Here is an 18921-nt window from a genome sequence, read left to right on the forward strand (position 1 = left end):
TTTCGGAGTATTGGCTCGGATAACTCCTAGGCGTCGGTCCGATTGATCTACTGCTGCTTTCCGTCGCGAAACAAGCCTCAAAAGCCGGAATTATTCGCCGTTTGAGCTTGCGTCCGCGAACAACCAGAGGTTATATATTCTTATTATTGCCTATTGCTCATGTGCGAGGTGCGGGCATGAGAAAAGTACTTTTAGCGTTCGCTACGCTCTTGCTGCCGACTGCCGGCGTTTGTCAGCAAAAAATTGAGAATGGGGTTCGTGCCGAACTGAATACAGCGCCTCTCGTGCGCGTGCTGATCGTGACGCGCCCCGACCCGGAACAGGCAAACGGTGGTGCCTCTTTTGCGAGTGCCAGCAGCTACGTTTCGGATGCTCTCTCCGATTCCGCCAAGAACGTTCGTCCGATCGGATCGCTCCCGGTGGCTGCGGCGGAGATATCGGCAGCCGCGTTGCCCCGTCTGCGCGAGGATCCGAACGTCGTTCTCGTTACTCGCGACATACCCATGCCGCCCACACTGATGGATTCGGTTCCGTTCATCGGCGGCGACAAGATGCACGGCCTGGGTTACAGCGGGACCAACGAGACGGTGGCCGTCCTGGACACGGGCGCGCAAGTCGATCATCCCGCACTAGCTGGCGCCATCGTAGGCGAAGCCTGCTTCTCGACGGATCATTCCAACGTCTACAACGTGAAATCGCTTTGCCCGGGCGGGTTCGACGTCGGAACTGTTGCCGGATCGGCTGGTCAATGTCCGGCCGATGTAGTCGGATGCGATCATGGGACGCATGTGGCAGGGATTATTGCCGGCCACAACATGAAGTTCGCGGCAAAGAACTTCGGCGGCGTTGCGCCGGCGGCGAAGCTTCTATTGATACAGGTCTACTCGCTCTTCGATGATCCCAGTGTCTGTAAGGCGGCGGGCAAGTGTATCCGAAGCTTCACTTCCGACCAGCTTCGGGCATTGGAATACGTGTTCAAGCATCGGGCAGAGTTCAGTGTGGCCGCCGTCAACATGAGCCTGGGAAGCGGATACTTCGATGCCGCTTGCGACAAGAGTTCGGCCCTGACCGAGATCATCGAGCGCTTGAGGTCCAAGGGAGTTCCAACCGTCGTCTCTGCGGGCAACGAGCATTTTTTTGACGGGGTCGCAGAGCCGGCCTGCATCTCATCGGCGGTATCGGTCGCAGCTACCAAGAAGGATGGCTCGCTCGACGTCTCCTATTCGAATGTAGCCTCTATGGTCCATATAGCGGCGCCCGGCACCGACATAGTCTCAAGCGTTCCTGGGTCGGCCTATGCCACCATGAAGGGCACGTCCATGGCAGCTCCCCATGTCGCAGCAGCACTTGCATTGTTGCGTCAGGAGTTTCCCGGCGAAAGCGTCAGCCAGCTAGAAAGCCGTCTGACGAGCGGAGCGCCGATCACTGTCGACGTGCGGACCGGAACCAAACTGCCGCGCCTTGAACTCGTCCATCAGGCTGCCGCCAACTCAAGCTCCACGGGTTCGAGTCCAGCTGGATCTTCTAGTTCGATGGAGAGCACGCCGACGCCGGACACGGCTCCGTCCTCACCAGCCAGCGGAACGTTCATATTGAAGACGGCGCGACCGACAGCGGACATTGAGTGGGCACTCGACAATAACTGCGGGAACCTGAAATGTGATCTCAAGCCGATCGGAGAGGACACCTTCAAGCTAGACGTCACACCGAAGCCGAGCGTGGCGCCCCAGGATAAGGCGAAAATCATGACGATCGATACGAGCACCGTGAAGGGCCTGCTGAAGGACATCCCCTCGGTAGCGGTTTTCGATAACCGGCTATCCTCTCCCTTTACCAAGTGAGCGCAGCTAGGCATCTGCTCGGCACTCCAGCCGCCGACGTCTTCGAACTCCTTCATCGATTTGGAGCGATAAATGCGCAAATTCGTACCGGCCTTCGTCGCCGGCCTACTTTATATGACGTTGCCAAGTGAGCTCAGCGCGCAACAAAACATCAGGCCCGAGCCACTGGGTCTGCCACTGGCGGAATTTCCGCTTGCGAGCTCCGTCATCGATGGGCACGTTGCCGCCAACGATACTGCTGCATTGCGTGCGCATGCTTGGAAACTGTGGGCCGGCCTCACAGCAAGATCCACGCAATCATATCGAGGGCAACCGCTTCCCATTTGGGAAACATGGTTATCGGAAGAGGAGGCGTTCTCAACCTTAGCCGCTCCTGCAGCAGCCGGAGAGGAGCGGATTTTGCGGCCGTTTTCACCGCTCCGCCAGCTTCGTCATGAGTTCCTCAGCGCACCGCAAGGACTGTCGTTGCAACTGGCAACCGATGCCGACAGAACCAGGTTGCTCGCCTTCGTGAAGCTGAGCCCGGATGCTGCCGGATTCGTCGCGGCCCAACATCCGATGCCGGACAATTCCGGCACCGTCCGATACAACAGAAGAGCCGATTTGTTGAAGCTAAACACCTATTTCGACAAGGTTGATGCAAAGATTGCCGATCGCAAGGTCCTGGACTTTCCCGCAGCGGCAGTCGATCTGAAGATCGTTTTCCTTCCCGTAAAGGCGAAAGGTTTGACGGCCATTCCCATTTGGGATGGGCCTGGTAGCAGTTCGAATCCCAACAATCCGACTGTGGACACGTGGACCAAGTGTGTCGCTGTCGACCCCACGAACAACCGTTCCGGGCAGACAAAGATTGATTGCAACGGCAGGCAAATCGACGCGCAAGTCGTTGGGCTCGATCGCTTCTATGCGATTGAATTGGACTCCGCTCGGGCAGCGGTAGTTTCGGCCTCTTTGGGGCTCAGCGGGCCCGCGGCCCTCGAAGCCGGAGATTATCAGGTCGCCGTCGCGATGCACGTGACTACAAAGGAAATCGCCAATTGGACCTGGCAGACATTCTGGTGGCAGGACGGAAAGAACCCGCCGGACAAATTTCCAGGTTCGGTCGATGACATGCCTGACAGCAACACTGTGGTCGGTCCTTGGCGCAACTATGCCATGTGCATTGCGGATTCGATCGTTGTTCCGGCAAACGATCGCAACGGAAAACCGATCGTCTGCTTTAACCCCTACCTGGAGCCGGGGCTGAGCGAAGGCACATCTTCTAACTGCATGTCCTGCCATGCGCGCGCGACGGTCCCGGGCGTCCCATATCCGTTGACGTATCGTCCCAACGGATGGATCGATCCGGCCGATCAGCTATTTGCGCGCCAAACGAAGACCGATTTCGTCTGGGCGGTTCAGAACTCGGCGCGTTGAGTATCTGCTTCCCTAAAGGACCGAGATTGCAGCCTAGAAGCCGCTGAATTTGTTTCCGATGACGCGCTCCAGCGTCAATTGCAATTGCGTCGCGGCGATGTTGGTGTTCTCCGAAGGCGGAAGGGCCGGGACTGGGGCGCGAGTGACACGTACCCCCTTCGGGTCCGACTCGATCGCCTGGATCCTCCCCTGGTTCTCTGCGATCGTATTCTCGCCTGTCGTCCGCTCGCGTTGCTTCCTCTCCAGTTCGGCCCCTCCGGTTGTCGCAAACTGATTCTTGAGGCCCTGCAGCTCTGAGAATTCGCTCCGAGCCTTCTCCGCCAGCGGAGCGGCTAGGTCGTTCGGCACCTCCAGGTTATTGGGTGCCGCCAGCCCGCTGGGTAATGCAACACCGAGACTGGTGATCGCTGCTTCCTTGCCTTTTATCTGTGCCTGAAGCTGCGCGAGCCGGCGGCCGTCCCCCGTATCGAGATAGGCATCCGCCTGCGCGATCGCCTGTCGGGCGTTCTCATTTTCTCTTCTGTACTGTTCGACCTTCTTCACCTGGTCGGGCGTTTTCACCTTTGAGACTGTTGTAGTGCCGCTACCTCCGGACGATTTCTTGGCTAGCACGACGTCGACACTGTTGTCTTCCTCCCGCGACACGCCGACAGACGGGTTAATCGTTATCGGCCGCGGCGCGATCGTGAACGTTGGATTAATGCCGGCCGTCGCGAGCACGACAAATTGGAAGGTATGGCCGATACTGGTGAGGCGGTCCGGATGGCTTGCAATGAAGCCATCCGAGATGCTCGTATCGAGCGCCTCGTTCAGCCATTGACCAAAGCCGATGTTGCCGCGCAGAAAAGGATGAGTTCCTGTTGCATAAGTCTCGGCGCAAGGGGCAGCACGAAGATCGATATCCGAGACGTTCAGGCTGAATTTGAGGACCGCGGTGCGGTTTGCTGTGCCCTTGACATCGGCACCGGCCGAGATGAGGACGGAAGAGGCACCCCTATCGAAGGGAAGCGGAATTTTGTTGGCATCTGCCGCGAGTGTGCCGGTCTCGTTGCCTTTAAGTGTAATTGTGTAAGCAGCTTGCCAGTCGATCAGGAATCGGCGATCGGGCCTGTGAAGAAGCTGTTCCCGGATGGCGTCGGCGAGTTCGCAGTGTATTGCGCCGATCAATTGCTCCCGAGGAAGTACCTGCTGGCTAGTCAACTCAGGCAGTTGAGTTCCGCAGCCCGCAAGTGAAAATGCTACCAAGAGCGAAAAGGGTTTATCGCAATGCATGTATCAGCCCCCAAATATTTCAATAAGCTAAACGTTGAGTTGCATCAGGTAAAGAACTTGCTTGGCACTCTTGATAACGTCGCGGGCGTTATCCAACGAGTTCGCGGCCTCTGCAGTCAATCGGAGCGGAGAAGGGAGGTTGAGCGATCAGGTGTCAGATCCGCGAGAGGTGACGGTGCCGCCACTCGCTGTTCTGGTTTCCAAGGGCAAACTTACGCAACTGCAGATCATCCAATCTCACCAGGACACGAGTGGCCGTACGAAATGGCGCTTATGCATGCGGTGCCATAGCTCACGACCGCCATTGCCCAGCGGCGGTCGCAACTGTTCGCCGGATTGCGGCGGGTTGCCGCGCGAGATTGCAGAAAAAATGCAACTTCCTTACAGATTGGCGAAATCAATGCTCCGTGGCTAGCTACTTTGTTTTGTGTGTCCCGCATGTGATCAGATACATTTAAACGGGGTGCGGACATTCTTCGCGGCCCGATACGACGCTCAGGTATCTACGCGTGAAGTTACGCCTCCGAAGACGAAAGTGCCGTCGGCCGGCCTTCTGTGTTTTAGTCTAGGAAAACCGACGAAGCTATCCGGTCTTTCGCTTGACGATCTTCGCAAGCGCTTCGTCAATTCTGCTTCGCCAATTTGGGCCGCCGGCCTTGAAATGATCCAGGACAACCGGGCTGAGCCGCAGCGAAACCTGCTTCTTGGTCGGCGCCTCATTGGTGCCGCGCCCCTTGCGCATTGTTGGAGACGACCTCGTCGAAGGCTTTTGCCTTTGCGAAGTCGTTCTTAGTCCATTCCGGGTTGTCACGTACGGCGCAGCCGTGCCGTAATGCTGCGCCATATCGCTGTAGCTGCGATTGACCATAGGGTCTTAGAGGCAGGGCCCTGCGCGCCATCAAGTCGGTACGGTGCGCACCATCATCCCGGAATCGGCAATTAAAGTCCTCCTTCAATGCGGTGGCGCGGCTGGCCGCAAGTCCGAGGCCTACGAAGCTACCGGCGTTGGAGTCCCTGCGGTATCGTGGAGGCGCGCATCGACACCTGGAGCCGTCCATTAGTCTAGCGTGAACTCGGCAAACTCGTTGCGGGCAGCTTTAGAACGTCGTCTGCGGATTCCTATGGCGGCATCCGGTTCAGGAAGGCGCCTAGCACCTGGTGACGGGCGCCTGCGTGGCGGTCGATTCGAGTGGGCCGACATCGGGAAGAATATCAGCGGCGCCGCGCGCGGGCACTGGCGTACCATCGGGTGTGAAGTCAATGTCCTTAGAATGCCAATAAGCATGTTGGTTGTGATCTGAATAACCGATGTTCTGGCCGACCGTCGGGCTGGTGACCGCATCGCGCGTATAGCCATACTCCTTGGTCTTGATGTCGTCAGCCCAAGTCGCGGCATGGACGAAAGTGTGTACATCTTCGCCGTCTTGTCGTCGGCGGCGGTCCACTTCACGTAATCCTTGTTGAGCTTCAACAAGGCGCCGGCCTTGTCGCGGACAGGATCGGAGAGGCGCTTGTACGCCAAGTAAGCGATCTGCATCAACCATGAGGACGCCGCTTCAACCTGTAAGAGAGCCGCCGATCCTGGTAGGACCGGCGGCCAAGTCAAGGGAGGAAACGCCCGTGAGGGCAGCGGTAGCGAGACTACCGCAAGGCACCGCCAATCTCTTGGCGGATTTCGAGTAAACATTTTTGCGGTTGGGCCAGAGAGTGATCCGCCTATTTACCCAATGCAGGTGCTGCGAGGAGGGCTACGCGTTGCGGGCTTCAGGTAGTTCAATCCAGACTGCACTAAAAGAAAAAATTGAGTACGCAGCGTACAAAGTGAGCTCTTTCGCGCATTTGTTACATCTTGCTCAGGTCAGTGCTGTCTCGCACCACGTTGCGGCGGGCTGTATTCTGCCGCAGCTTGTCATTTCCTTTTGCGGAAAAGAGTCCGTTGCAGATACATACGGTGAGTTTCCGGTGGCGGCGGTTTTCCGGCAGCTCTGCAACGTTCCAGCTCTGACCTGCCCCTGAGTATTTCCTCCAGATGGAGTTAGAGTCCGGCCTGAGCAAGGACGGACAGATGAAGCGAGCAAGGTTCACGGAAGAGCAGATTATCGCAGTGTTGAAGGAGCATGAGGCTGGAGCGACGATAGCTGATCTGGCTCGCAAACACGGGGTCTCGGAGGCGACGATTCACAATTGGAAGGCCAAGTTCGGCGGCATGGAAGCTTCCGAAGCCAAGCGGCTGAAGTCGCTGGAGGAGGAGAACGCGAAGCTGAAGAAGCTGCTGGCCGAGCAAATGCTCGATGCGGCGGCACTGCGCGAGCTTCTGTCAAAAAAATGGTAGGGCCCGCCGCCAAGCGCGCCGCTGTGGCGCACAGAAGGCCGTGATGGGCCTGTCGGAGCGACGGGCCTGCATGATCGTCGGCGCGGATCGGAGGATGATCCGCTACCGATCTCGCCGCGCTGCGGATACGGAGCTTCGTGCCCGGCTGCGCGACCTCGCCCACGAGCGCCGACGGTTCGGCTACCGTCGGCTGTTCATTCTGCTGCGACGAGAGGGCGAGCCATCAGGGCTCAACCGCATTCACCGGATCTATCGGGAAGAAGGACTGACGGTCCGCAAGCGGCGGGCTCGCCGCAAGGCCATGGGGTGCCGGGCGCCGATCCCGGTGGAAGCGACGCCGAATGCGCGCTGGTCGCTGGACTTCGTCCACGACCAGTTCGCCAACGGGCGTCGCTTCCGCATCCTCAACATCGTCGACGATGTCACCAAGGAATGTCTGGGCGCCATTCCTGACACATCGATCTCGGGCCGGCGTGTGGCGCGGGAACTGACGACGGTTGTCGCGCGGCGCGGCAAATCCGGCCTGATCGTCTCCGACAACGGCACCGAACTCACCTGTAACGCCATGCTGGCCTGGTGCAAGGAAACCGGCGTCGACTGGCACTTCATCGCACCGGGCAAACCAATGCAGAACGGCTTCGTCGAGAGCTTTAACGGCCGGATGCGCGACGAACTCCTGAATGAGACGCTGTTCTTCGGTCTCGACGATGCCAGGGCCAAACTCGCGGCATGGGTCGCCGACTACAATGGCGAACGCCCCCATCCCTCGCTACAATACCTCACGCCCGCGGCCTACGCCGCCTCTCTCACCGCAACGGACGCTCGGCTGCGCAACCCCGACCAGCTCCGCCGATCGCCCGTTGCTTCCACCGCGCCGCAAGGCGTACAACCCCCCGAGACTCTAACTGCCGCTGGATGAAAATTCAGGGGCAGGTCACATGGCGTGCTTTTGACGAGCGAGCCGCGCGAGCAGTAGTGTTGACCTACAATCACGCCTTGGCTTCCGACGTTCGGCGCTTGCTGGCCCTCATGAATGTCCCCTCCAGTCCAGAAGACGGAGGAATAGCGGTCAGGACCGTCATGTCGTTTGTCACTTCATGGTTGGCTCGCCTGGGATTACTCGACGAAACCAGCGATTGGCTGGAATCGGTATACGAGACGCAATGTGGGGATGCTTTGGACATGATCCGTTGCGGTGCATTGAGGAGCGACATCGAAGCGATTAAGCAGGAAGATCCTGCAAATTTTGCATTCGATTATGTCGTGGCAGATGAGGCCCAGGATTGGCCCTTACCTGAACTCGAGTTGCTTAAGGCACTTTACGGGCCAGAACGCCTATGTCTTGCCGATGGTGTCGACCAGCTCGTAAGAGGCGGCGCTTCCAACTGGGAAGTAGGTGTGCCGGAAACCCGACGGATGACTGTTCCGTTGAAGCATTGTCTGCGCATGAAGGCGAATTTGACTGTATTTGCCAACGCTCTTGCGGAGCAGGTAGGTGTTAACTGGAGAGTAGAGCCAAACCGCCTAACAGGCGGCGGGCGGATTATTTTGGTTGCAGGTTCAATACGGCGACGCCGAGCCCTTGTCGAAGAATTGCTCCAAGATGCGCGTCAGGCAGGCAACGAAGCAATAGATCTCTTGTTTTGTGTTCCTCCAACGGACGTTGCTCGTGACAATGAAGGTCAACGGTTTAGTCAACTCGCAATGACCTTGCAGGAATGGAGTTACGAGACCTGGGACGGAACTGGCGATCGCTGCCGCCGCGATTTTCCTCGCGGCGGCAGCGTTCTCCGCGTTGTGCAGTATGCGTCGTGCAGGGGATTAGAAGGCTGGACCGTTGTTCTCGAGGGATTCGACACGTTCTGGCAATCGGCACGAGACCATGCATGGCGAATCGAAGACGCTGAATGCAATGAAAGGCATCTTGAAAAGTCGAAGGCGGCTTGGCGGCAATGCCTGATCCCTCCATCGCGAGCGATAGATACCCTCATCATTTCCATAGAGGACCCTCAAAGTGAGGCGTCGAAAGAATTGCTCAAAATCCCGACGCCGTGGAGGTGATCGAAGCTGCGCTATAGTCGCCGAGTCGCTAGCGTACTGCTGAGTGTACACCAACGCATTCAAATTCGCAGTAGGGCACCAAAGGTCGCGGTGCTTCACCAATGGTAGGCAGAACCGGACTCTCTACGAGGCTGGCGCCTTCGTGCAGATTCATAGAAATATTATCCACCGGCACGGAAGGTGGTCGCCGCGAGCTTGCGCACCTCACGAAGTGGATCTTGAGCAGTGTTAAGGACGCTACTGCGGCGGCGGCCCGTGTTCGGAGAACAGAGTAATTCGAATGGCTGAATTTTCTCGATTTGCTTAGTCTTCATTGAATCAATGGGCGCAGGTTAGGACGAACTCGCGGGGGCGTCGTTGTCGTGGTTACAGTGGTCTCGGGCCCTGCCGAGTCGGTTGGCCCTCCGGGTGCAGCGGATCTCCGCACCGTCGATGTCGTTGTCACTACAGTTTGCTTCCCCGCTCCGCGGCCATATTGGGGTGCAAATTCGTCGGCGTAGGCGATGCAATAGACGACAGGATCAGAGAGCCGAAGCTGTTTGAATGCGTTTTCCCTTGTGCGGGCATCTTGAACGCAAAGGTTATAGCGCGCCCGCCACGCAGCAGGCCGCTCAAATGGCGCATTTAGATCTCCGTCGACGCGCGTAACGCCAGCGATACCTCCCTTCGGTACGTCCGGCTGCGGAAAAGCGAGGCTAATAGTCAGTTTGTGGACGTCTAGGCGCGAAGCGCCAACATCGGCCGTCGCTGACACAAGCCGGAACTGGTTCGGCACGGGATCGAGTTTGACGGAAGCATTGGTGTCACCACCGACGCTTGTCGTAAAAGTCAGCGTATCTACAAAATTGTCCTTAGCTCCCCCTTGCAGGTCAATATCGATGAATGTCTCAACAACCCGGCCCACTCCAATTGATCCGGTGAGGGGATCAAATCCGATCGATCCGGTCAGCGGATAGAAGGCGTTCGCTGGCCGCGGACCCGGCCAATTCTCGCAAAGCGACGAGTTGGTAATCAATTCGTCCCAGCTGTCCTCGGTGCCGAATACGCGCGAACCAATGCGAGTCAGATCGAGGGCCGTAGTTCCGCCAACTTCGAGCGTATTCGTTAAACCGGGAAGCTTGAAACCCGCGCCCGCGCTCGCCTTGTTGTTCTCTGTGATGTTGAAGTCAAACGAATAAACCATAGCAACTTTCGTCAATCTGAGAAGCTGTTTTTCGTTCTCAGTCAAAAGGATTGCATTCTTTTTTGCCTTAGCCTTTGTCGCTTCGATCTGGGATCTGATCTCCATCGCGGTGGATCGGTCATCGATCATTCCACGACGGATCAAATGAACAAGAATCGCAGACCTTACCTCACAACGAGCGTAGCGAACGATTTGCTCGGTGCGGAATGGGCTAACGTCGTCAGGAATCGGATAAAGAGAACAGCCCCCGAGCCCGGCCGCAAAAATATAACTGACCCAATTGAACTTGCGCATATTGCCCGCCCACTCGAACAGCCATCCTCGCGCAGTTCGCTTCAAACCAAGATTATTGTGACCAACGATCTTCGCGCCAGCCACCGGCCAATACACGACGCAAACTGGTGCATGTCGCACAGCGTTGGGTGTATAAGCAATCCTAACAAATCAAGCGAAATCTGCCCTGCAGTTGGCCTTTCCTATTGTTGTTGTCGTTCAATCACCGACGGTATGAGTACTGAATGCTGCCGGTCCGCAAATCTGAGCATTCTTCCAGCCAGTGAAAAGCGTGTGGGACCTCGTGACTTGCATAGAGACTCTGCGGCCATTGCTGATCGCCGAGGAAACGAAAGAATGTCTTCTAGCGTATTCCGCGTAACATCAAGCTGTGGGCTGAATCGTCACCTGTTGAGCGAGCTCGGAGGGCGATCTTTGCGCGAGCTGGAGGCGGTTGGCATTGACGGTGACATTTCTGATAACAATCCGCGCTGGCACGCCGTTACCGTGACTGTGCGCCGGAGTTGATGCCGCCCTGGTTGTTGAAGGTACCAGTATTGTTGATCTGGTTTCCTTGGACGTTGGTCTGAGTCCCTTGAACATTGTTCTGAGTCCCGATTGTGCTTTTCGTCGTCGTGCAATTAGAATTGATGGTGACGTTCCCGCCCACTCCGGCGATCGCCGGGCTGCAGGCCTCATCCGTTCTCTGAGTGACGTTACCTACATTCACGGTGTTGTTCTGTAGATCCATGGTGAAATTCGGGAATTGCTGCTGGGCGATTTTGCTAAGGAGTTCAGCAGCAACCCGGCGCTGTTCTTTGTCGGGGAGCAACTGCTGAAGCTCGGCCACGGCGCGGGCGGCGCGCAAGGCCAGTGCTCTCGTTTGCTGCTCCTGCGCCTTTTGCTGCTCCTCAGCTGACTCGGGGGAGGCCGGCGCGGACGCAGGTACCTCGGCAGACACAATCATCCTCGGCCGGCCTGGGTAGAGAGCGGCGTAGGTGCTTCGATCGGTCTGCGACGGCTCGTAGTTCTCCTTGATCTCGCAAACTTGCCCTGATTGCACAAACATCCAGGCTGGGAACGCGTAGTTCATGATCGAAGCGGGATCGAATTGAGTAGCTTGTATCCCAGGAGTTGGCGCGAGCCGTCCAAGGTTGAACCTTGTCATCTGCTCTCCCCAGCCATAGTGGCTCTGATAATACGGGAGTACTTTGGGCCAATCGAACTGACAGCGCGCCAGCGGGCTCTGGTGTTCGTGCTCCAATGCGACCGCGTGGCCCAGCTCGTGAAGAACCAAACGCCTAAGCTCGCGCTGATCGAGCTGATTCAGATCAGTATTGGCGGCGTAGCCGATATTGATCGTAGGACCAGATTCGGCCGTATTGGCGTCGGTTCCGACGTAAGACCAATTTCCCTTATCCCAATTCCCGCCACTCCGCTGATAGCCGAAGGCAATTCGGAGCGCCCGATCTGCTGGGCCCAGGCAATTGCGGTAGGCGGGCGCCTCCCCGAAGTCGATCCCTAAGCCCCCTTGATCGAGCCAGGTTCGCGCGGTCGAAACGAAAAAGCCTCGCAGATCCTGGCCCCCATTCAAAAAACAGGCCGGCAACGTCGTCCCCGTTCGCCAGACTTTGAAGCGATTTACCACGGACTCAACCTGTGGCGGCGCGCCAGGGATCAGCGTTCGAAGTTGTGGCGCGACAGCATCAGGTGAATAATCCTCCGCGGGCGCGCTTGGCGCTGCTGGATCCGGCGGGATCGAGTGAGCGTGCACGAAGGCGAACGACCAGGCTACGAGCGCCGCCGAAACTGAACCTACGAGCGAAATACGCATAAAAGCTCTCCCGACAGTTTTGAATGACGGACAACCTAAGATTCCAAATAATCCAGGCATCAACTTAACGGTTAAGTAGATATTCATAAAGTGCGTTGAGATGGCCGCGAGTGCCGGCTAAAACCGACATCAAATTACTTCGAGAGCACTGGCAATCCCGTCGTATACTCGAATAGCGCGTCCGGCGTTCTCGGCGCTCGAACGTGCGAAGTTCACCGTGATCCTTGGGTGGGCTTCATTCCTTTATGGTTCAGAACCACCCAATTCGTGACGCGCAACAGAGACGGATGTCGAACCCACAACAGCCTCAAGGACTACATCCGCGGTCGCCTTTATCATTGCGTCGCAATATACGGTTCTCGTTGAGGAAAGACTTTTTGTCTCGAAGTACTTATTTGAAGGCGCGCCTCCGCCGCAAATAGGAAAATAGGAGCAAGAGGTTCGACAGGCTTCGACCCCGTCTCTAATCTCCTGCAAGGTCCGCTTAAACGCGGGTGAACGACGCATTGATGCAATCGAGTCATATAGCACATTGCCGTATCTAAAGTTTGCATGCTCCTTCGATTCTGTTCCCATGAGTTCGGGAGAAAAGGTCGAAAGATTGCCTTGCCAATCAATCGTAACTATCGCGAAAGGGGATGTTTGCTGATTTGTTGATTGCTCGCGTGCATTATTGAAAAGGAGGCGAAACGGCGCGTCGATCTCGCGAACCCAATGAGGTTGCCCCGACGCTTGAACGAGCGAAACATACTCTCGGAAGAAATCGCGAAACTGCGCTGGGGCAGAACCTGCCTTGATTAGTTCAGACTTATGAATGCCCTCGGATTCTTCGATATTGAAGCAGACGTGAGATATTCGCTCTGCGCAAAAAAAGTCGAAGATCTCGCGCGCATACCGCATAGATTCACGTGTCAGCACGCATATGACGTGGAAGGGTACGCTGAATTGTCGTAGCAGCCGTATTCCCCGAATGGTCTGCGCATGCGTTCCTGCGCCTGACCTTGTTGTGCGTTCACGATCGTGAAGGACGGCTGGTCCATCAATACTCACACCGATTTTAGCGTTCGTCTCGAGGAAATACCTGCACCAAGCCTCCGAGATTAGCGTGCCGTTCGTTTGGAAGGCGAACTCGGGATTGCATGAAGACGGTAGCAGTCGCCTGATGAGAGCCACCGCAGAAAGGTAATAATCGATGGGCACAGAAAGTGGTTCGCCGGCGTGCCAGCAAACACCGATTCTGTCGCCAATAAGATCCGCTTCCACTAAGCGCTCGATTGCCGAACTGACGACATCCAACCTCATTCTGTGACGAAGGGATCGGTCGGATAGATAGCAGTACTTACAATCAATGTTGCAGAAAGGAGTAGATTGAAGAATTAGCAGTGAGACGACAGGCTTTTCTTGGGTTAAGGTGTTCAAACCTTCCCCCAAGAGCCACTGTCCTTGCTCCATTTCGACCAGGTTTGGAGCCAATCAGCTACCCTAAGATCATCGGCGGGGCCATTAGTCCACTCCCCGCGCTTGTCAACGATCACAGGCCTGATTTCTCCGCTCGAAAGCGCTCGTGATAAGATCTGGAGCTTAGTCTCGAATTCGTTCGTTGAAGCCAGCTCGTTTCGAGCCTCAGAAGATGCGATTACACCAAAAACGCCACCAAAAATTACAGCCCCTGCGATCGGTCCGAGCTTGCGAACCTTATCAGACATATCGCTTCTCCATCGAATTCATTACTATAAAAATCAATTCCCTTCAATCAAACTCCACGTCTGGTTGAATTGCAAGGAAAATGTACGTATTATGGTTCCACTCTTTGGTGGTCATTTTTGAGAGTAGGTTGCGCAAATTTCGTCGAACGTTTTTGCAGTTGCGAGAGAAGTTCCCCTGCGCGCTCCTCGTTCTGCTCGGAAGCGATCTACATCGCTCGTTGACAACTTGACGGGCGCTTTGAGGGGGAGCCGAAGGAGGAAAATGATCGCCGCGTCCGTCGTGATGTCGTAAGCTCCTGACGACTGCTCGAGATGAAATAGAGCGTCGAGAGCGTTTTCAAGCTTGGCTGGCCTTTGCTTGTCTGCGTACGTGGCGATCTGAGCGGCCTCACCAAGAAACTCCCGATAGCTTTGCCAGGGCCCGTCGCTCAGGTTAAGTTTACTGACGGCATTCTCAAAGCTCTTGGAGTTGGCTTCTCCAGCCTTTGTGTCTTGCGCTTCGAGAGCAACGAGAGCACTCCAAAAATTGACAATTGATCCGTCAATTGAAGTATCACCTAAAGCGCCTTCGAATAACCGCCCTGCTTCTGCAAACGCGCTCGCCGCACCGGCAAGATCTCCGTTCCGGTATCTAATTCTTCCGCGTATATCATAAATCCGGCCAAGGCGCAGAGAGTAGGCGCGCGATTGCTTGTAAGCGGGTTCGAAGAAGTCCTGGGCTTCTTGGAGGTGATTGAATGCTGCAGCGTCATCCCCGGACAAATAGTCGAGTATTCCAGCAAATAGTGGGAGAAATCCGCGAAACGGATCGTTCGACGGGAGTTGGGCGATCCGATTGATCGTATGTTGCAGAACCAATTTAGCGTCGCCCCACCGCCCTAGTTCTCGTAACACGACTGCTAGGTTCAATTCCGAAGTGATCGCGTCTCTTTCATTGCTGTTCGAGGATTTGTAGCTGGCAAGAGCGGCACACAAGGATTCTTGTGCTTCACTGAAATTCCCGGATCGAATGGCTGGTCCCGCGGAATCGTTCAAAATTGACGCATATTGAACTTGCGCAAGCGAGCCATCTCGAACAGCTGACCTCGCCAATTGCTTCGCCATTCTGAAGCGATCGATGGCCGTATCCAATTTTCCAATGTCTTGATAGGCTTCTCCCAGCGCGGAGTAAATGTTGGCCAAATCTGCGGGTGTGAGCTTCTGTTGCTTGTCGTCTGTCTTTAGTGCTGCCTCAAGCATCGCTATCGCACTGGAAGTCTTGCTCAATTCGATGAGAACGCTTGCATTCCTCCTGAGGATTTCGCCGCTCGGCGGTAGAGTTCGTATAGCCTCATCGTAGACAGTGGCCGCCCCCGACAAATTTCCTTGAGCTTCCAGCAATTCTCCAAGCCGAACTACGTATGACAAAGCCGTCATCGTTTTTCCCTTGCTTGCAAGCCCATCGATAATGGTCTTCTGAGCACCAGCCTTACCGACTGCCGCCTCGCGAACAGTTCCGAAGCCGATGTCGTTCTCAATGGCGTCTAATTCGCCCAGATATTTCCGTGCTGCGGTTGCGAATGCAGCATAAAGTTCGTCCGGATCATCCAATTTTCGTCGAAGAGCATTCGCCTGAGTGAGCGCATCAACGTCACCGGCCATTCCGCGCTGTCGAAGCTCACTTTCAGTTTTTCTGTAGTTATCGACGAATTCTGTGAATGAGATAAGGACACAGTTTTGCTTTATGTTTACCGGTCCATCGACTGCAGCGATAGCCTGACTGCATGGTCCATAGGTGCGTTGATTGATAGTTTGTGCATCATAAGCAGCCAGGCTCTCGCAAGTGAGAGAGGCCAAAACGAACAATCCAGAAAAAACGACCCTCACCGTCGGCTCAAGTATCACCGCTGCTGCTGCAAACTTCGAGTGCCTGCGCAACTCTTGCTCCGGACCGGGGCGTCCTGGCCGGCATACACGTTAGCACGGATTGAGCACTGAAGAATAGCGTTTGTTGAGCCGGAAAGCCCGGCCCTCCTTGATTCGCGGAGGGCACTCATCTGCAGCCGCGAGGTGGCCCGGCGTTCCGCCCCCTGTTTTTCAGGTGGTCCGGCCTGCTGCGGCCGGTTAACAGACGATCGCCCTACTTGTTGCGGGTCAGTCATTGGGTCCGGTCGAATGCAATACTTCGAGCCTGGTCCTCGGTTGCGCCCGAGTCAAGGAGACCGAAGCCGCCGATGACAAAGTCCAGTGCGCCCTTGAGCGCACGAAGATGACCGAAGGCCGCAAATCCCGGCGTCGCAATCCAGCTTCCGTGAGAGCGTGAACACGACCTGGGCCGAGCTCGCCGACTAACCTTTCTATCGCCGCCAGATCGGCAGGATAGACGGCGAACTCAGTCAGCGTGCCGTCATTGAATTCCTCCGCGACCTCGTAGGCGCGGTCTTGCCAGTGACATTCTGGGACGTCATCTCGATGGAGCTCCAAGAGCAAATCGTAAATCGCTTTATCCGGCTCCGGGCCGGCTGCGTAAGGCGTGCGTATTCCCCGTCGCCCGTCCGAGTCGCGCGTCGCGATGAAGCGTTCGCGGACTGTCTGGACGAGGCGATCAGGTCCTGCAGACGCCAACCGTCCACAGTTGTTTCGGTCTCTAGCGGAGGTTCTGACGCCGGCATGGGTTCGGCCGGTGAGGGCTCCTCGTCCCGCTCGATGATCGGCTCGCCACATTCGCTCCAATAACGATTTGGGGGACTAAAAAAGAGCGCAGCGGAATTTGCGGCTCGCAGTCTTAAGATCCTGACCGGCCGCCACATTGTTCGCTTTCTCTGCGCCGCCGATACGGCAGAAGGGCTCGGCCGGACGTTCGCGCCGCATGGGGGCACCGCGATGACTTTGAGCGCACGGCGTATCTTGGCAGTGCCACGAGCGTCTCCGCGCAGCTCAAATGGCTCCGTGTCGGGCAGTGCGACTCTCGTCAGATGGTGCCACTTGCGTGCGCATCGCATGATCTGAATGGACGCCGCGATCGAGCCTGTTTGACGCTCTACTTCCTCTTTGTTGGAGCATGGTATTCCGGCGTGGTCCGCGCACTATCTTTGTTCTCAGCCGTAATCCGGTAGGAAACACGCTGCGCCTCGTAAGCAAAATCTACCGCCCCCTTGGGGGTAGAGCTCACCGCAAGTCGCAAGTCACTGCCCCAGATCGCCCCGCTCGGTCATGGGGCGGATCTCGCAAATAGATGGAATGAGTCAGTTGTTAAACTGAAGCGGGAGTTGCAGCGTTTAGATTTCGCGTCGCTCTCTCGATCAATGAAGTGAGAAGATTAGGCCCGATGTGACAAGCTGATGAAGCGCGTGCGCATTGAGCAACTCGAAGCGGCGAACAAACGCTTGCGTACCCGCAAGAGTAGTATTATATTTATTGAACATCTCTAGATAGATATGAAAAGTGGAAAAGTGGCCTGTCTTATCGGTTAGTCAGCACGGACCGCCAACTGGTTCCGTTCGTCATTATCGTGCGGCTGAGGCCATGTGGATCGCTTGAGCGGCGTGCGCCAATCATCGTTTCAAGGATTTTCCTAAGGCTTGGCCCGGCGACAAAACGAACGTTGCTCGAGATCGGAAAGAAAGCTGGCTTCGTTTCATGGACTGGACATGGATTGCCTCTATGATTTGCGATGTCAGGGGCGCGGCTGATCATGCTGCAAATCGATCTGGCGGCGTGTCCGTGAGTGCCCCTACTCGGGCCGGAGCCGCACAGGATATGTCCGCATTGAGAGGGAGTCAGATCACAAGATGATCGTGGTTCGTGTCCGAATTTACGGCTTGCATCATTGCACGGCGTGAATCACGTCGCGGGCAAATGGGGAGCCCCATCATGGCCTCGTTGCGTCCGTCGCCAATCTGATCATCATGAATCGCGGAGCTTTTAGGCATCCATAGAGAGAGAGGCGCCGTCATGAGTAATACGATGACCGTTGATAACGTCATTCCGAGAGCAGACATCGTCAGGCAGGCGGTCCGGCTTGGTGCCGAAATCAAGAATATCACACTTTCGGACGATTTGTCCGATGAGGTCATCGCAGCCATTAACCGGCTGCTGCTCGAGCATAAGGTCATCTTCTTCCGTGATCAGGGACATCTCGATGATGCCCAGCAGCAGCGGTTTGCGATGCGACTCGGCTCGCTGATACTACACCCCACAGTGATTGAGACAAAGGGGAGCTTGAGGATCCGGGGAACGTTAGATCGCGTCTGCCGTCGCGTCGATCAGATGAACATGGACGATGGCTTCGGTGCCGTCCGCCCAAAGATCTCGGTGCTCCGCGGCGCGGCAATCCCGCCTTACGGCGGTGACATCGCCTGGTCGAGCACGGCGGCTGCATATCTTGACCTCCCAGAATCGCTGCGGATGCTTGCTGAAAACCTTTGGGCCGTGCGCTGCGCCGCATTCGATAACACTGTGACAGAGAGCGCCATAGAAAATGACAAGAACCGCTTCGATGATGTATTCACCGGAACCATCCACGAAACGACGCATCCAGTCGTTCGCGTTCACCCCGAGACCGGCGAGCGCATGCTCGCGCTCGGTCGTTCCGTGCAGAACTTTATAGGCCTCCAGAGGTATCCCAGCCAAAAGCTGTTCGAGCTGTTTCAATCCTATCTCACAGCACCGGAAAATACCTTGTGCTGGAACTGGAAATCAGGCGACGTCGCAATCTGGGACAATCGCGCGACTGAGCTCTATGGCATCAATAAAGCCGGCGGTTCTCATCGGGTGACGGGCCGGCTTGCGATTGACGGCGACGTGTCGCGCAAAAGGCCAAGGACGGCTGAGGCTGCCTGATCGGGTCTGCTTGTCGAGTTTGAAAAAGTGCAGGCGGTTCAAGTCTAAGTGATGGTTGGCGCGTGCGGGGTCGTCCAATGTCGAGCGGGAGCCGCGTCTTCGGGTCTGTTGCAATTCCCGCCAGGACGGTGTGCCCACAGTCTGCTTCTTCTCTTGTCCATACGAATTGCTGAGAAAGCGCA

General features: G+C 56.3%; 12 protein-coding genes and 1 pseudogene. 5 read left to right on the plus strand and 8 right to left on the minus strand.

Annotated features, from left to right (window positions below; all coding sequences use genetic code 11):
• Positions 1 to 176 precede the first annotated feature (176 nt).
• Together ACVMDN_RS03200 and ACVMDN_RS03205 are read left to right on the plus strand one after the other, a co-directional pair.
• Complete coding sequence (locus tag ACVMDN_RS03200; RefSeq protein WP_456835709.1) at positions 177 to 1841, plus strand: S8 family peptidase; 1665 nt, start codon at positions 177 to 179, stop codon at positions 1839 to 1841.
• 72 nt (positions 1842 to 1913) lie between these two features.
• Positions 1914 to 3257, plus strand: coding sequence for a hypothetical protein (locus ACVMDN_RS03205; protein WP_456835708.1), 1344 nt, complete (start codon positions 1914 to 1916; stop codon positions 3255 to 3257).
• A 33-nt stretch (positions 3258 to 3290) separates the two neighbouring features.
• Here ACVMDN_RS03205 and ACVMDN_RS03210 read toward each other — a convergent pair whose 3' ends face one another.
• The 3 genes from ACVMDN_RS03210 to ACVMDN_RS03220 all read right to left on the minus strand — a co-directional run bounded on the left by ACVMDN_RS03210 (position 3291) and on the right by ACVMDN_RS03220 (position 6073).
• The gene (locus ACVMDN_RS03210) at positions 3291 to 4424 is read right to left on the minus strand and encodes a hypothetical protein (protein WP_456843599.1); all 1134 of its coding nucleotides are present in this window, start codon (positions 4422 to 4424) and stop codon (positions 3291 to 3293) included.
• Between the two features lie 688 nt (positions 4425 to 5112).
• Positions 5113 to 5397, minus strand: coding sequence for a BrnA antitoxin family protein (locus ACVMDN_RS03215; RefSeq protein ID WP_456843600.1), 285 nt, complete (start codon positions 5395 to 5397; stop codon positions 5113 to 5115).
• A gap of 280 nt (positions 5398 to 5677) precedes the next feature.
• Positions 5678 to 6073: a hypothetical protein gene (locus ACVMDN_RS03220; protein WP_456835706.1), complete on the minus strand. Its 396-nt coding sequence runs from the start codon at positions 6071 to 6073 to the stop codon at positions 5678 to 5680.
• Between the two features lie 521 nt (positions 6074 to 6594).
• Here ACVMDN_RS03220 and ACVMDN_RS03225 point away from each other — a divergent pair.
• Positions 6595 to 7780, plus strand: a pseudogene (locus ACVMDN_RS03225) (IS3 family transposase).
• 59 nt (positions 7781 to 7839) lie between these two features.
• Positions 7840 to 8922 carry a hypothetical protein gene (locus tag ACVMDN_RS03230; RefSeq protein WP_456835705.1) on the plus strand — a complete coding sequence of 361 codons (1083 nt, stop codon included), beginning with the start codon at positions 7840 to 7842 and terminating at the stop codon, positions 8920 to 8922.
• 310 nt (positions 8923 to 9232) lie between these two features.
• On the opposite strand, the gene ACVMDN_RS03235 is transcribed toward ACVMDN_RS03230, so the two are convergent.
• The 5 genes from ACVMDN_RS03235 to ACVMDN_RS03255 form a co-directional block, all read right to left on the minus strand.
• Entirely contained in the window at positions 9233 to 10399 is a 1167-nt protein-coding gene (locus tag ACVMDN_RS03235) for a hypothetical protein (RefSeq protein ID WP_456835704.1), read from the minus strand.
• 481 nt (positions 10400 to 10880) lie between these two features.
• Positions 10881 to 12212 (minus strand): hypothetical protein, encoded by a 1332-nt coding sequence (locus ACVMDN_RS03240; RefSeq protein ID WP_456835703.1) that lies wholly within the window; start codon positions 12210 to 12212, stop codon positions 10881 to 10883.
• Positions 12213 to 12455: 243 nt separating this feature from the next.
• The gene (gene grrM / locus ACVMDN_RS03245) at positions 12456 to 13664 is read right to left on the minus strand and encodes a cyclophane-forming radical SAM/SPASM peptide maturase GrrM/OscB (RefSeq protein WP_456835912.1); all 1209 of its coding nucleotides are present in this window, start codon (positions 13662 to 13664) and stop codon (positions 12456 to 12458) included.
• Entirely contained in the window at positions 13628 to 13918 is a 291-nt protein-coding gene (locus ACVMDN_RS03250; RefSeq protein ID WP_456835928.1) for a hypothetical protein, read from the minus strand. The genes grrM and ACVMDN_RS03250 overlap by 37 nt, the downstream gene beginning before the upstream one ends.
• A gap of 111 nt (positions 13919 to 14029) precedes the next feature.
• On the minus strand, positions 14030 to 15835 hold the full coding sequence (locus tag ACVMDN_RS03255; protein WP_456835702.1) for a tetratricopeptide repeat protein: 1806 nt from the start codon (positions 15833 to 15835) through the stop codon (positions 14030 to 14032).
• Between the two features lie 2016 nt (positions 15836 to 17851).
• Between ACVMDN_RS03255 and ACVMDN_RS03260 the strand changes: the two genes are divergently transcribed.
• Positions 17852 to 18739, plus strand: a complete 888-nt coding sequence (locus ACVMDN_RS03260) for a TauD/TfdA dioxygenase family protein (protein ID WP_456835701.1) — start codon at positions 17852 to 17854, stop codon at positions 18737 to 18739.
• Positions 18740 to 18921 lie beyond the last annotated feature (182 nt).

This window comes from Bradyrhizobium sp. USDA 4510 (assembly GCF_054059095.1).

What these genes read in the sequence shown, in the direction of transcription:
- ACVMDN_RS03200 (WP_456835709.1), top strand. Translation starts at nt 177, where the DNA reads ATGAGAAAAGTACTTTTAGCGTTCGCTACGCTCTTGCTGCCGACTGCC.
- ACVMDN_RS03205 (WP_456835708.1), top strand. Translation starts at nt 1,914, where the DNA reads ATGCGCAAATTCGTACCGGCCTTCGTCGCCGGCCTACTTTATATGACG.
- ACVMDN_RS03215 (WP_456843600.1), bottom strand. Translation starts at nt 5,397, where the DNA reads ATGGTCAATCGCAGCTACAGCGATATGGCGCAGCATTACGGCACGGCT.
- ACVMDN_RS03220 (WP_456835706.1), bottom strand. Translation starts at nt 6,073, where the DNA reads ATGGTTGATGCAGATCGCTTACTTGGCGTACAAGCGCCTCTCCGATCC.
- ACVMDN_RS03235 (WP_456835704.1), bottom strand. Translation starts at nt 10,399, where the DNA reads ATGCGCAAGTTCAATTGGGTCAGTTATATTTTTGCGGCCGGGCTCGGG.
- ACVMDN_RS03240 (WP_456835703.1), bottom strand. Translation starts at nt 12,212, where the DNA reads ATGCGTATTTCGCTCGTAGGTTCAGTTTCGGCGGCGCTCGTAGCCTGG.
- grrM (WP_456835912.1), bottom strand. Translation starts at nt 13,664, where the DNA reads ATGGAGCAAGGACAGTGGCTCTTGGGGGAAGGTTTGAACACCTTAACC.
- ACVMDN_RS03250 (WP_456835928.1), bottom strand. Translation starts at nt 13,918, where the DNA reads ATGTCTGATAAGGTTCGCAAGCTCGGACCGATCGCAGGGGCTGTAATT.
- ACVMDN_RS03260 (WP_456835701.1), top strand. Translation starts at nt 17,852, where the DNA reads ATGAGTAATACGATGACCGTTGATAACGTCATTCCGAGAGCAGACATC.